Annotated in this window: 13 protein-coding genes and 1 riboswitch; of the genes, 5 read left to right on the top strand and 8 right to left on the bottom strand. The window is 69.1% G+C overall.

Going from position 1 to position 13,230, the window contains the following annotated elements:
- Positions 1–735, bottom strand: a 735-nt coding sequence (locus RUH65_RS12935; RefSeq protein WP_313817951.1) for a phosphotransferase, incomplete at its 3' end; no start/stop codon positions are given.
- A 93-nt stretch (positions 736–828) separates the two neighbouring features.
- Here RUH65_RS12935 and RUH65_RS12930 point away from each other — a divergent pair.
- Positions 829–1,746: a CPBP family intramembrane glutamic endopeptidase gene (locus RUH65_RS12930; protein ID WP_313817950.1), complete on the top strand. Its 918-nt coding sequence runs from the start codon at positions 829–831 to the stop codon at positions 1,744–1,746.
- Between the two features lie 100 nt (positions 1,747–1,846).
- Here the strand turns inward: RUH65_RS12930 and RUH65_RS12925 are convergent, their stop codons facing one another.
- On the bottom strand, positions 1,847–2,503 hold the full coding sequence (locus RUH65_RS12925; protein ID WP_313817949.1) for a VOC family protein: 657 nt from the start codon (positions 2,501–2,503) through the stop codon (positions 1,847–1,849).
- A gap of 223 nt (positions 2,504–2,726) precedes the next feature.
- A riboswitch (SAM riboswitch) is annotated at positions 2,727–2,841 on the top strand.
- An 81-nt stretch (positions 2,842–2,922) separates the two neighbouring features.
- Here RUH65_RS12925 and RUH65_RS12920 point away from each other — a divergent pair.
- Both RUH65_RS12920 and RUH65_RS12915 read left to right on the top strand, forming a co-directional pair.
- The gene (locus RUH65_RS12920; RefSeq protein WP_313817948.1) at positions 2,923–4,293 is read left to right on the top strand and encodes a PLP-dependent transferase; all 1,371 of its coding nucleotides are present in this window, start codon (positions 2,923–2,925) and stop codon (positions 4,291–4,293) included.
- 16 nt (positions 4,294–4,309) lie between these two features.
- Positions 4,310–5,431, top strand: a complete 1,122-nt coding sequence (locus RUH65_RS12915) for a homoserine O-acetyltransferase (protein WP_313817947.1) — start codon at positions 4,310–4,312, stop codon at positions 5,429–5,431.
- 117 nt (positions 5,432–5,548) lie between these two features.
- On the opposite strand, the gene RUH65_RS12910 is transcribed toward RUH65_RS12915, so the two are convergent.
- The 5 genes from RUH65_RS12910 to RUH65_RS12890 all read right to left on the bottom strand — a co-directional run bounded on the left by RUH65_RS12910 (position 5,549) and on the right by RUH65_RS12890 (position 10,456).
- Positions 5,549–6,493 carry a DUF5996 family protein gene (locus RUH65_RS12910; protein WP_313817946.1) on the bottom strand — a complete coding sequence of 315 codons (945 nt, stop codon included), beginning with the start codon at positions 6,491–6,493 and terminating at the stop codon, positions 5,549–5,551.
- Between the two features lie 21 nt (positions 6,494–6,514).
- The gene (locus RUH65_RS12905) at positions 6,515–7,270 is read right to left on the bottom strand and encodes a flavodoxin family protein (RefSeq protein WP_313817945.1); all 756 of its coding nucleotides are present in this window, start codon (positions 7,268–7,270) and stop codon (positions 6,515–6,517) included.
- Positions 7,271–7,785: 515 nt separating this feature from the next.
- On the bottom strand, positions 7,786–9,036 hold the full coding sequence (locus RUH65_RS12900) for a glutaminase (RefSeq protein WP_313817944.1): 1,251 nt from the start codon (positions 9,034–9,036) through the stop codon (positions 7,786–7,788).
- A gap of 46 nt (positions 9,037–9,082) precedes the next feature.
- Positions 9,083–9,430 carry a GNAT family N-acetyltransferase gene (locus RUH65_RS12895; protein ID WP_313817943.1) on the bottom strand — a complete coding sequence of 116 codons (348 nt, stop codon included), beginning with the start codon at positions 9,428–9,430 and terminating at the stop codon, positions 9,083–9,085.
- A 141-nt stretch (positions 9,431–9,571) separates the two neighbouring features.
- Entirely contained in the window at positions 9,572–10,456 is an 885-nt protein-coding gene (locus tag RUH65_RS12890; RefSeq protein ID WP_313817942.1) for an SGNH/GDSL hydrolase family protein, read from the bottom strand.
- 86 nt (positions 10,457–10,542) lie between these two features.
- On the opposite strand from RUH65_RS12890, the gene RUH65_RS12885 reads away from it, so the two are divergent.
- Entirely contained in the window at positions 10,543–11,286 is a 744-nt protein-coding gene (locus RUH65_RS12885; RefSeq protein WP_313817941.1) for an alpha/beta hydrolase-fold protein, read from the top strand.
- A 22-nt stretch (positions 11,287–11,308) separates the two neighbouring features.
- On the opposite strand, the gene RUH65_RS12880 is transcribed toward RUH65_RS12885, so the two are convergent.
- Complete coding sequence (locus RUH65_RS12880) at positions 11,309–11,596, bottom strand: RNA-binding S4 domain-containing protein (protein ID WP_313817940.1); 288 nt, start codon at positions 11,594–11,596, stop codon at positions 11,309–11,311.
- Between the two features lie 160 nt (positions 11,597–11,756).
- Between RUH65_RS12880 and RUH65_RS12875 the strand changes: the two genes are divergently transcribed.
- Positions 11,757–13,148, top strand: a complete 1,392-nt coding sequence (locus RUH65_RS12875; RefSeq protein WP_313817939.1) for a glycine--tRNA ligase — start codon at positions 11,757–11,759, stop codon at positions 13,146–13,148.
- The last annotated feature ends 82 nt before the right edge of the window (positions 13,149–13,230 follow it).

Raw genomic sequence — 13,230 nt, 5'->3', positions numbered from 1 at the left:
TGCACGCTGCCACCGCATGTTGTGCCCGGCCAGGTCCCCGTGGACCAGGGACGGTGGCACCACCGGATCCTCTGTCCACGCGGTGTGCGTGGCGGTCAGGGTGGCCACCGTCTCGGCCCAACGGCCCACGGAGACCGCGTCGCCGGGGCCTTCGGGTGACCCGTCGGTCCAGAGACCGGGCCCATGGGACGCCGCCAGCAGCGACGGCACCGCCTGGACCGCGGCCACCTTCTCCGCCGTCCACGGGCCGCGGTAGGCGAACGGCGGACCGAGGTGCGGCGTGAGGGAAGTGGTGTCGATTCCGGCGAGGGTCCGGCACAGGTCGCGCAACACCGGCACGTCACCGGTGTGCGGAGGGTGCGCCTCACCCGGGAGATACCGCTGCACCACGGCGGCCATTCCCGCCGGCAGCCCGTCCGCCTCCCCGACCACCTCGGTGAGGGGCAAAGGAACAGCGAAGGGGAACACCGCCGTCGTGCTGAGGGTCTGCAGGGCGGCCATGCGGCCGCTGAGGTGTGCCGCGGCCTCGCGAGTGCGGGTCATCCGCACGGCGCCCACGCCGGGCAGCACGAGCACCCGGTGGAACTGCCCGCCCTCGTCGATCACACCGGCAGGCCAGTCCGCCTCGGCCAGTCGGCGGGCGAGTCCGCCGTCAGCGACGAGGGCGGAGGCCAAGGGCCGGGCGGCCGCGGCGCAGGCGGCGGCGACGTCGTCGGGAGTCGGTGCGGAGGCCATGGATCCACGGTAGCGCGGCGGCTGACGGCCGCCGGGGCGGGATGAGGAGGTCGGAACGCCGGAGCGGGCAGTGGACACTCCTACACTGGGGCCGTGACCACTCCAGCTTCCTCGTCTCCGGCGCCGAACGTCCCGACCCCGCCGACTCGACCGGCCGTGGCCAGGGTGTCCGACGCCCTGGCGGCGCCCTCCGCCCGGGCGGTGCGCTGGGAGATCGTCATCGTGCTGGCGCTGTCCCTGGGGAAGTCGGCGGTCTACGCGATCGTCAACCTCATCGACAAGTGGACGCAGGCGCCCCTGTCCGGGCAGACCACCACCCTGAACCCGGCGCTGGACGACCGGCAGCTCTTCGACCTGACATATCAGGTGCTGGACATCGGCTTCGCCCTGGTCCCGGTGCTGCTGGTGCTGCACCTGGTGTGGATCCGCGGGCGCAACCCGTTCCGCACCTTCGGCCTGGACTTCCGCCGGCCGGGCCGGGACGTGGGCCTTGGCGTCGGACTGTTCCTGGTGATCGGCCTCGGCACCCTGGCGGTCTACGCGGCCGGACGGGCCGCGGGCGTCACCACGGCCATCGTCGGCAGCGCCCTGAACGAGTACTGGTGGACCACCCCGGTGCTGCTGCTCTCCGCCCTGCGGCACGCGTTGCTGGAGGAGGTGATCGTGGTGGCCTGGCTCTTCGACCGCCTCGGTTACCTTCAGCAGCTACGGTCCGGCCTCGACCCCGACCGGCCCGGCACCGACGGCGGGCTGCGCGCCTGGGCGAGCGGCGCCGTCGTGCCCCTGAACCCGGTGGCCGTGGTGGTGGGCTGCGCGGTCCTGCGCGGGGCCTACCATCTCTACCAGGGGGTGGGCCCGGGGGTCGGCAACCTGCTGATGGGGCTGGTGTTCGGCGCGGTCTACCTGAGATACCGGCGGGTGATGCCGTTGGTGATCGCGCACTTCCTGCTCGATGCGGCCGGCTTCGTGGCGTACCCGCTGCTGGTGGCGGCAGGGGTGTTCGGCACCTGAGACGGGCGGCTCGGCGCCGGCACCTGACCGTGGCTTTCAGTCGACTTGGGGTGGGTTTCTGACGAAAAAACCCACCCGAACTCGACTGAAAGTGAAGGGATTACAGGGTGACGGTGCCCTTGGGAGTATCGAAGGTGACCTCGAGGATGCCGGGCGTGCCGGAGGGCGATTCGAAGACCACGTTCAGGTCCCCGACCGTCTCGTCCGGATCGTCCAGGCCCAGCCACCCGCGCACGCGGTCGCGGGAACCGGCGATCGTGATGGAGGACAGTTCGGCCTGGGGCGTGTGGGCCTGCGAGGGGTGCAGGTCCTCGGTGCCCTCATCCCAGCGCAAGAGATACGGAACCTGGGGATCGGCGATGAGGCCCTTGATGCCGATCTGGCGCCACGTGAGTTCGCGGCCGTCCGGGAACTTGCGGTTGCCGGGCACGGACTGGCGCTCCAGACGCTCCTCGAAGGGGGCGAGGTCGTCCACCGTGACGCACCAGCCCATCCAGCCGCCGCCCATCTCGGAGCGGGCGCGCACGGCTTGACCGAACGGGGCCTTCTCGGAGGAGGGGTGGTCCAAGACCTCCACCACCTCGAGGTACTGGCGGTTGCGCAGCGGGAAGATCGCGTTGCGCGTGCCGAAGCGGGGGTGGACACCACCCTTGACGCGCTCGATGCCGAGCGTTTCAGCGAGACGGGCCACCGTGGCGGCAAGTCCTTCTTCGGGTCCAACGGCGTACGAGACGTGATCGAGGCGCATCATGCCCATATCGTCGCACCTTCTGCAGTCACGGACTGGTTAGGTTAACCTCACTTGAAATGTGGCCGCGGTCACAGGGATGAAGTCCAGGTCTGATCGTGGGCCGGTCACGAGTGCCGGGTGCTGAGCGCCGCCGCCTCTGAGCACGATGGCCGAGTACCGTGAGGCGCAATGCGACGCTCCAGGGCGGGCGGGGATGAATCCCCGGAGCCGATCTGGCAGACTTGATGAAGGTCATGAGTGCCAGCATCAAGCCCCGGCTTGCTGGCCGGCAACCCTCCAGCTCGCGGTGGGGTGCCCCGGGTGAGGACCAGGCAGGTGCCGACCGGCACCGGCAAGCGCGGGCCACCACGCCGCGTCGGGTTGCTGGACGATGTCCCTGCCCGACGGCACCACGCAGGTGGCCCTGGACTGACAGGAGTCATCACGTGACTGACACCCCCACCAACACCCCTGACGCCTCGAACACCGAGGCCGCCGATCCGGCCCAGTGGGGCTTCGAGACGCGCCAGGTCCATGCCGGGATCCCGGAGGAGAACCCCTACGGCGCCACGGTGCTGCCGATCATCCAGTCGAACTCCTTCGACTTTCCCTCCGCCGAGGTCGCCGCGGACCGGTTCGCACTGAAGGATCTCGGCCCGATCTACTCGCGCATCGGCAACCCCACCCAGGAAGCCGTCGAAGGCAAGATCGCCGCCCTCGAGGGCGGGGTCGGGGCACTGCTGCTGGCCTCGGGCCAGGCGGCCACCACCTTCTCCATCCTCAACCTCGCCGGGGCAGGGGACCACGTGGTCGTGTCCGCCTCGCTGTACGGCGGCACGCAGAACCTGTTCAAGCACACCCTGGCCAAGATCGGCATCACCACCACCTTCGTGCAGGACCCGGACAGCCCGGAGGCGTGGCAGAACGCCATCCAGGACAACACCAAGGCGTTGTTCGGTGAGACCCTCGGCAACCCCCGCGGGGACGTGCTGCACATCCGCGCCGTGGCCGACGTCGCCCACGGCGCCGGGCTGCCGCTGATCGTGGACAACACCCTGGCCACCCCGTACCTCTTGCGCCCGATCGAGCACGGTGCGGACATCGTGGTGCACTCGGCCACCAAGTACCTCGGCGGCCACGCCGCGGCGATGTGCGGCGGGATCGTGGACGGCGGCACCTTCGACTTCGCCGCCCAGCCAGAGCGCTTCCCCGGCTTCAACACCCCGGATGAGAGCTACAACGGGATCGTCTTCGCCAGGGACCTCGGCGTGGACGGCATCCTCGGCGCCAACCTGGCCTTCGTGCTCAAGGCGCGGGTCCAGTTGCTGCGGGACTACGGCAGCGCGATCAGCCCCTTCAACGCCTTCCTGCTCAACCTGGGCCTCGAGACACTGTCCCTGCGCATGGAACGCCACGTCGCGAACGCCCGGCAGGTGGCCGAATACCTGGAGGGCCACGCCCTGGCCGAGACGGTGATCTACCCCGGGCTGGCCTCCAGCCCCTGGCACGAGCGCGCGAAGCAGTACCTGCCGAAGGGGCCGGCCGGCTTCGTCTCCTTCGAGATCGCCGGCGGACTCGAGGCCGGGGCGCGCTTCGTGGACGCGCTGCGCCTGCACCACCACGTGGCCAACATCGGTGACGTCCGCTCACTCGTCATCCACCCGGCGTCCACCACGCACTCCCAGCTCACCGAGGAGGAGCAGCGTGCCACCGGCGTGACCCCCGGCCTGGTCCGCCTCTCCGTGGGCGTGGAGAGCATCGAGGACATCCTGGCCGATCTTGACAACGGCTTCGCCGCGGCCGACGTGAGCGCCTAGGTCCGGAGGTATTCGCATGACCACCACCACCCCCCAGCCGACCGCCACAGGCCTGCCCCAGGGCGGCCTGCACACCCAGCGCATCGGTGCCCTGGACTTCGAGACCGGCGGGCACCTGCCGGAGGCGGAGATCGCCTACGAGACCTGGGGCACGCTCAACGCCGAGAAGTCGAACGCCGTGCTGGTGCTGCATGCCCTGACCGGGTCCACGCACGTGGCGGCCTCCTCCGGCGATCCGGAAGAGGGCTGGTGGGAAGGTGTCGTCGGGCCCGGCTGCGCCATCGACACCGACACCTGGTTCGTCATCGCCCCGAACATCCTCGGCGGCTGCTACGGGAGTACCGGACCGTCCTCGCTGGACCCGCAGGGCACCCCCTGGGGCTCCCGCTTCCCCTTCACCACCATCCGCGACTCCGTCCACGCCGAGGCGCGGTTGGCCGACGCGCTGGGCATCGAGCGTTTTCAGGCGGTGATCGGCGGCTCCATGGGAGGTGCCCGCGCCCTGGAGTGGGCCACCACCTACCCGGACCGTGTAGCCGGCATGGCCGTCATCGCCTGCGGAGCGCACTCGACCGCCGAACAGATCGCCTTCGCCCAGGCGCAGGTGCAGTCCATCACCCTGGACCCGAACTTCCGCGGCGGGGACTACTACCCGGGCCCGACTCCGGACGGCGGGCTGGGCATCGCCCGCAAGATTGCGCACATCACCTACCGGTCCGAACCGGACATGGTCGCCCGCTTCGGCCGAGCCGCGCAGCCCGAGGAGAACCCGTTCGGGGAGCCGGTCCGGCGGCAGGGGCGCTATCAGGTCGAGTCCTACCTGGACTACCAGGCAGCCAAGCTGATCAAGCGCTTCGACGCCAACAGCTATCTGGTGCTGACCGAGGCCCTGATGAGCCATGACGTCTCCCGCGGCCGCGGCCCCGAGGCGGAGGTGCTGGGCTCCCTCCGGGCGACACCGTTCATCGCCGCCGTCGAGTCCGACCGCCTGTACTTTCCGGGCCAGTCCCAGGAGCTCGCCCGCCAGCTGCCCGGTGACGTCCCGGTCCACATGATCGATTCGCCGATCGGACATGACGGGTTCCTGACGGACCTGGACCAGGTGGCCGCGGAGATGAAGCGGACCCTCGGCCTCTAGGTGTACCCGGCCATCCGGTTGGCGACAGATGCTCCTACAGTCGTGCCGTGGGTCGCCATCGGTGTGTCTCCTTGACGGGTCGGCGCAGCCAGTTGTCGTAGCGGTCGCGCTGCGCGGCTAGCGGAGGTGGTTCCACCGGCTGGGGTCGCTCTCCAAGCGGACCCGGTCCCAGTTGCCGCGGTCGGCGGCTGCGATGTACGTGGTGTGCAGGAAGTCCAACAGGGTCTGGTCCGGGTCCTCGGCCGTGCGCACTGCTTCGTAGGGCAGCAGGAACTGCCCGTTCTCGGGGCTGTAGTAGGCGGCATCGGGGCGGACCGGGTGGTTAGCGAAACCCTCCGGCTCGGGGTAGGCATAGGCGTAGAACGCGCCCTCATCACCCCCGCCCGGCCAGAATCCACAGCTGCTCAGCTCGTGGGAGTAGCCCTCCACCATCACCCAGTCACCGCAATTGGGGGCGCCGCCGGGGTGTTCCGGGGCCTCGCGTCCGGAGAACCGGGTGCAGGCAAGGTCCAGCGAACCCCAGAACAGATGCACCGGGCTGACTTTTCCGGTGAAGTGGGAGCGGAACTCGCCCATCACCCGGTGAGCCTGGACCAGCTGCTCCCAGAACAGGCGTGCCGCGTCCGGGTCGTAAGAGGCGTGTTCGGTGTCCGCGGCGAACGGGATCGCCGGGTCCACTTCGTTGGGGCCGGACGAGATCTCCGTATCGAGGCCCAGTCCTCTGAGGGCCTGGAGGGTCTCCGCGTGAAACTGCGCCACCGGTTTGGCCTCCAGTCGGAAGGCCCGTTCGCCGCCGTCGCTGGAACGGATCCGGAGGCTGTGGTCGATGAAGTCGAACTCGATCTCGAACAGCCGGTGCGCTGCGGGGATGCTGCCGGTGGTCAGTCCGCGCGGACTGACGTAGAGGGTCGCCTGCCACCAGTGGTTGACCAGCGGCGCGTGCGCGAGCCGGATCTTGCCCACGATCTGGGTCCACAGGTGCAGGGTCTCACGGGTCGCGGTCCAGTCCTCGACCCGCAACCGGGGCCAGGCCCGTCCGGATTCCGGGGCCTCTGTGCTCATGGTCTCTCCTTGCCGTGGCGGCTATCGGTGTTCCGGGTTGCCCTGGTCCGGTGCGCAGCCGGCGTCCCACTCGCTGCGCCGATTCCCGTACGCGGGCACGCCCCCGGCAGCGTGCAGCATAGACGCGAGGTGGAGCAGGTTGTAGGTCATGAACGTGGTGTTGCGGGTGGTGAAGTCGTTCTCCGGCCCGCCCGAGCCCGGGTCGAGGTATGACGGGCCTGGTCCGGCGGGACCGATCCAGCCCGCGTCGGCCTGGGGCGGGATCGTGAAGCCGAGGTGCTGCAGACTGTAGAGCACATTCATGGCACAGTGCTTGACGCCGTCCTCGTTGCCGGTGATCAGGCAGCCACCGACACGACCGTAGTAAGCATATTGACCGTGCTCATTGAGCAGGCCGGAGCACGAGTACAGCCGCTCGATCACCCGCTTCATCACCGAGCTGTTGTCCCCGAGCCAGATCGGGCCAGCGAGCACCAGGATGTCCGCGGCTGCCACCTGCCGGTAGATCGGCGGCCACGCATCGGTATCCCAGCCGTGCTCGGTCATGTCCGGCCACACGCCGGTGGCGATCTCGTGGTCAGCAGCCCGGATCTCCTCGACCTGTACGCCGTGTTCACGCATGATCCGGGCGCTGATCCGCACGAGGCCGTCGGTGTTGCTCGGCTCCGGCGAGCGTTTCAGGGTCGCATTGATGAACAAGGCCCGCAAACCCTCGAAACGCGGCGCGGATCCGTCAACTCCGCTGCCGGGGTACGCCCGAGTGTCCGCCGTGGTCATGACGGTCAGCCCTTCTGCCGGAGTCGGTGTCGTTCGGGGAAATACGACTGCATCACCGTGCGCAGGATGTCGGAGTCGGACCGCGCCCCATGGCGCATCAACTCCGAGCCGGAAGAGGTCGCGGTCACCGGATGGGTGCCGGCGGCGATCACCTCTTTGCGCCGCCCGGAGTCCACGCCAGCACGCAATGGTCCGGGTTGAGCAGCAGATCGGAGGCGGTGTCCCGCACCGCCTCGGGTTGAGTCGTGGCCATCGGTCGATACCCCTTCGGTCTTTCGGTGGGGGCCGCGTGGCTACATGGCCGTCTCACCTGTCGACGGCGGCCGTGGGAAGAGGACGTCACAGTGCCGTGGGAGCACCCACGCTAGGCGCGGATCCGGAATCCCGCTACCTCCGGTGCATGGCTTCCGTGCCGGCGGGGCAAGCGGATCCCGGAATATCACCGCCCCAGTACCCAGCTTCGCCCAGTGCACGTCCTGGTTACCGGCTCAGGGTGGGACGGGGACTGCAGCGGATCACACCTGAAGGCCCCCCGTGGCCGACTCCTCCGGATAAGTGCCGTCGCCCAGATCGGGATCGGGCAGGGTCGTCGAAGGGTCACGCAACGCGATGCCGCGGCCGTCGAGCCGGAGGCGGCGCAATCCCTCGAGGGTCATGCGGCGACCTACGTCGCTGAACGAGTGCACCCTCGATACGTCCAGGACGACGTTCCCGTTCTCGACCTCGGCCATGAGATCCAGCAGTTCGGCGGCCGCGGTGAACTGCACGTTCCCCTGGAGCCTGAAAGTGGTGGTTCCGTTGTGCGTGTCCGAGCCGACCGAGTCCAGCCGTCCGCGGTCCGAGGAGAACAGGTGCATGCCCATGTCCTGCGAGAGCCGCTCGAAGGCGCGGCGTCCGCGCTGGCTATTGCCGTGGGCGTCCAGGCGAGGCGAGAACGCCCCGATGCCCACCTGGCCGGGCAGGACGCCCACCATCCCGCCGGCCACGCCGCTCTTGGCGGGGATGCCCACGCGGGTGAGCCAGTCACCCGCGGCGTCGTACATCCCGGCGCCCGCCATGACGGCCATCACCTGGCGGGCGACGTCGGACTCCAGCACCCGGTCACCCGTGACGGGCTGCACTCCACCGGTGGCAAGGGTCGCTGCCATCATCGACAAATCCCGCACGTTGACCAGGATCGAGCACTGCCGTGTGTAGCCCTCGACGATCGAGTGCACGTCGCCCTCGAGGATGCCGTAGTTGTGCAGCATGTGGGCGATCGCGAGGTTCCGATGGGCGGTGCCGAGCTCGGAGGCGCACACCTGCTCGTCGACGCGCAGCTCACGCCCGGCGAGTCGGGAGAACAGACGGCGGGCGCGCTCGACCCGATCGTCCTGCCCGGCGCCGGCGGCGCCGAGGAGGGAATGGGTGGCGATCGCCCCGGCATTGATCATCGGGTTCTTGGGCCGGTGGGTGTCTCCTTCCAGGGAGAGCTCGTTGAACGCCTCGCCCGAGGGCTCGACGCCGACGGACTCAAGCACGCGCTCGAATCCTCGGTCGATCAGCGCCGCAGCGTACGCGAACGGCTTGGAGATCGACTGGATGGAGAACTCCGTGTCCACGTCACCCGCCGCGTAGGTGCTGCCGCTCGTGGTGGTGATGGACAGCGCGAACTTATCCGGGTCCGCTGTGGCCAGTTCCGGGATGTAGTTCGCCGGGGCGCCGGTGGAGTCCCCGCGGAGCGCGTCCAGCACCTCGTCGAGATAGTCGGGAACCGGGGTTCTCATCTGGGGTGCCTTTCCGTCGCTGCTGGGTAACGGTAACGGTCTCGTGTCACCGGAGAGCGTCGAGGTGCTCCGGCCCTACCGGGTCGAGCGAGTCGGAGTAGTCGTGGTGCGTGGACACCCACTTCTTCACGTAGGGGCACACCGCGACCAACCGATGTCCGGACTGGACACTCGTACCCAGCGCGGCTTTGGTCAGGATCCCGGCCAGGCCGCGACCCTCAAAATCGTCGAAGATCACGGTGTGGTAGAAAATGCGCTGGTCGGTACCGGAGGCGCGGGTGTCCTGATACAGAGAGAAGCCCGCATGTGCGCCGTCGACAGTCACGTCGAAGCGGCCCTTCTCAGGATTGTCCAGCACGGTGACATCCTGATTCTCCTGTTCCGGCTCGCTCATCGCCCTGGTCCTCTCGTTGTCGGGCGGCAGTTCCTGCCGGTGTCCTCTTTCGCGTCGACCCTACGCGACGCCTCCGATGCCGGACACCCCGGCCCTGTCCCGAGCGACCGATATCGACTCGGCCCGAGGCTGACAGCCCTCTTATCCGGAGGCGTCCGCGCCCGGCGGCATGGGGTGGCCGAACATCGGCTCAGCGAGCGGCCGCTTCGGGGACAGCCCGTCCCCGGAGGACTGGCGCCGCAACCGCCGCAGCACCCAGGGCATCAGGTGCTCACGGGCCCAGAGCACGTCCTGGGTGGCTGCCTGACGCCAGGAGCGCGGCACCGGTGGCTTGGGCTCCAACGGCACCAGGTCGTGGGGAACGTTGAGGGTCTCCAGCACCATGGCGGTGATCGTGTGGTGCCCCGTGGGGGAGAAGTGCAGCCGGTCCTCGGCCCACATGTCCTTGCGGGTCAGGTCCCGCAGCGCCCAGAGATCCGCCACCACGGCCTCGTGCCGCAGGGCCACGGTGTGCACGTTCTCGTTGTAGATGGCCACCTTGCCGCGGATGCGGCCCATCACGGGGGTATCCCGGATGTCGGGGCCGGTGAAGAGCACCACCGTGGCGCCGCTGGCGGCGAGGTTCCCGACGAGGCGGTCCAGCCTCTCCGCGATCGCGTCCGGGTCTCCGCCCGGCCGGATCACGTCGTTGCCGCCGGCGCAGAGGGTGATGAGGTCTGGGTTGAGCTCGAGGGCCGGAGTGGTCTGCTCGGCGGCGATCTGGTCGATCAGCCGGCCGCGGATGGCCAGGTTGGCATAGGAGAAGTGCTCGCCGTCCGGGACCCGGTGGGCGAGCTCCTCGGCCACCCGGTCCGCCCAGCCGCGGTGAGAGCCGGGCCGCTGCGGGTCCGGGTCGCCGATGCCCTCGGTGAACGAATCACCCAGGGCCACGTAGCGGCGCCAGGGATGAATCGGGTGCAGGGGCGCGTCGGAGTGCACGGAACGCACGGAGTCCGAGGAAGCCGGGAAAGCCGAGGAACCAGACATGCCACGATCCTAAAGGCCCGGTTACCCATCGGTCACTTCGCTGTCCCGCCAGAACTCGTCCCGGACTCCTCGCCTACGCTGAGATCATGACCGCATCGCAGACTCCCGACCCGTCCCACCCCGAGCCCACCGAGCCGTTCGTTCGATGGTCCCGGCCCGAGGCTGAACGCAGGGGAACCCACCTGCTGGTGGTGCTGCACGGCTACGGGGCGGACGAGAATGACCTGTTCGGGATCGTCCCGGAGCTGCCGGAGAAATTCACGATCGCCTCCGTGCGGGCGCCGCTGATCATGGACCACGGCGGCTACACGTGGTTCCCGCTGACCAACTCCCTGCAGTCCTCACCGCTGGCCGTGCGGGCCGCCATCGAAGACCTCCAGGAGTGGGTGGCCGCCCAGCGCCCGAACTTCGCGAGCACCTCCCTGCTGGGATTCTCCATGGGCATGGCGATGGCCACCTCGCTGCTGCGCCGGGAACCGCAGGCCTACGCCTGCGTCGTCGGGCTCTCCGGGTTCGCGATCGACCCGGCACTGGCACCTGGTGCTGACGCCGCGGAGCCCGAGTCCGGCGTCGCGCCCTCCGAGGTCTCCGGAGCGGGCCCGCTGGCCGGCTTCTTCGAGGACGAGGCCGTCAAGGCCGCCAAGCCCGCGGTGTTCTGGGGCCGGGACCAGGCCGACCCGGTCATCACCCCGGACAAGATCGAGTACACGCACGCCTGGATGAACGAGCACGTGAACATGACCAAGGTGCTCTACGCGGGGATCGGCCACGGCATCGGCCCGCAGGAACTGCGCCACGTGGGGGAGTTCCTGGACTACGTGGTGAAATAGCCCGCGCAAGGACCCAGCGTCTTCAGCCCCCGGCGGGGACCACCTTCACGGCCTCGCCGGAGAACTCGAACACGTCTCCGGGGTGCAGCTGGCGGCCGCGGCGGGTCTCCGGGTCCCCGTTGACCTGGACCAGGCCGGCCTCGATCACCGCGCGGGCGTCCGCCCCGTCCTCCACCAGGTTGGCCAGCTTGAGGGCCTGCCCCAGGCGGATCATCCGGTCGCGGATCTCCAGCGGTGCCGGGTGGGCGGACGGGGCCTCGGGGGCGCGGCGGTGACGGTGAGGGGTCTCGGGGTTCGGGTGTTCGGACATACCTCCATTGTGGCCCGAGATCCGTGCCGGTGCACCAGCCGCGGCCCGCAGGGGACCTAGACTGGCTCGGTAACCCGAACGCTGGCGTGCCCCGCGCGCCGGCTCCAGTGCGCTGACCGCAGCCAGCGGCCGAAGTAACAGACACGGATGTGATGCCCCCATGGCCCCCAAGACCACCCTCGACCAGGTCATCTCCCTCGCGAAGCGACGCGGCTTCGTGTTCCAGGCCGGAGAGATCTACGGCGGCTCCCGCTCGGCGTGGGACTACGGGCCCCTGGGTGTGGAACTCAAGGACAACATCAAGACGCAGTGGTGGAACACGTTCGTGCGCGGCCGTGAGGACATGGTCGGTCTCGACTCCGCCATCATCCTGCCCTCGGCCGTGTGGAACGCCTCCGGTCACGTGGCCACCTTCACCGACCCGCTGGTCGAGTGCACGTCCTGCCACAAGCGACACCGCCAGGACCACCTCATCGAAGGCTTCGTGGCCAAGAAGGGCCGCGCCCCCACCGGCGGCATGGGTGGTATGGACGAGATCGCCTGCCCCGACTGCGGCACCCGCGGATCGTGGACCGAGCCGCAGATGTTCTCCGGGCTGATGAAGACGTTCCTAGGGCCCGTGGACAACGAGGAGGGCCTGCACTACCTGCGCCCCGAGACCGCCCAGGGCATCTTCGTGAACTTCCTCAACGTGGTCAACGCCTCCCGGCGCAAGCCCCCGTTCGGCATCGGCCAGATCGGCAAGGCATTCCGCAACGAGATCACCCCGGGCAACTTCATCTTCCGCACCCGCGAGTTCGAACAGATGGAGATCGAGTACTTCACCCACCCCGAGGCCGCCACAGAGCACTTCAACACCTGGGTGGAGGCCTGCTGGAACTGGTTCATCGATCTGGGCATCAACCCGGACAACATGCGCCGCTTCGACGTCCCGGACGGCGAGCGGGCCCACTACTCCGATGCCACGATCGACCTGGAGTACAAGTTCGGGTTCGCCGGCTCCGAGTGGGGCGAGCTCATGGGCATCGCCAACCGCACGGACTTCGATCTGAACTCCCACACCGATGCCTCCGGCACGAAGATGCAGTACTTCGACCAGACCTCGGGGGAGCGTTACACCCCGTACGTGATCGAGCCGTCCTTCGGGCTCACGCGGTCCATGATGGCCTTCCTGGTGGACGCCTACCGCGAGGAGGAGGCGCCCAACACCAAGGGCGGCACCGATGTGCGCACCGTGCTCGGCCTCGATCCGCGGCTGGCCCCGGTCAAGGCCGCCGTCCTGCCGCTCTCCCGCAAGGAGGAGCTCGTGCCCACCGCCAAGCGGCTGGCGGATGAGCTCCGGGGCGTGTGGAACATCGACTATGACGACGCCGGCGCCATCGGCCGCCGCTACCGCCGCCAGGACGAGATCGGCACCCCGTTCTGCATCACCGTGGACTTCGACTCCCTCGAGGACCAGGCCGTCACCATCCGTGAACGCGACTCCATGTCTCAGGAGCGCGTGTCCCTGGACCAGGTGCGCGGCTGGCTGTTCGAGCGGCTGTCCAAGTAAGGGGCGGGGTACAGATGACGGTTCCCGACGCCGGCCCCCAGCTCCCAGCGGGCGTCTCCCTGCGGCCGTGGGCCGAGGGAGA

Origin of the sequence: Citricoccus sp. (assembly GCF_032154715.1) — a bacterium.
Taxonomy (GTDB): domain Bacteria; phylum Actinomycetota; class Actinomycetes; order Actinomycetales; family Micrococcaceae; genus Citricoccus.
This window is presented reverse-complemented; position numbering and strand designations above follow the sequence as displayed.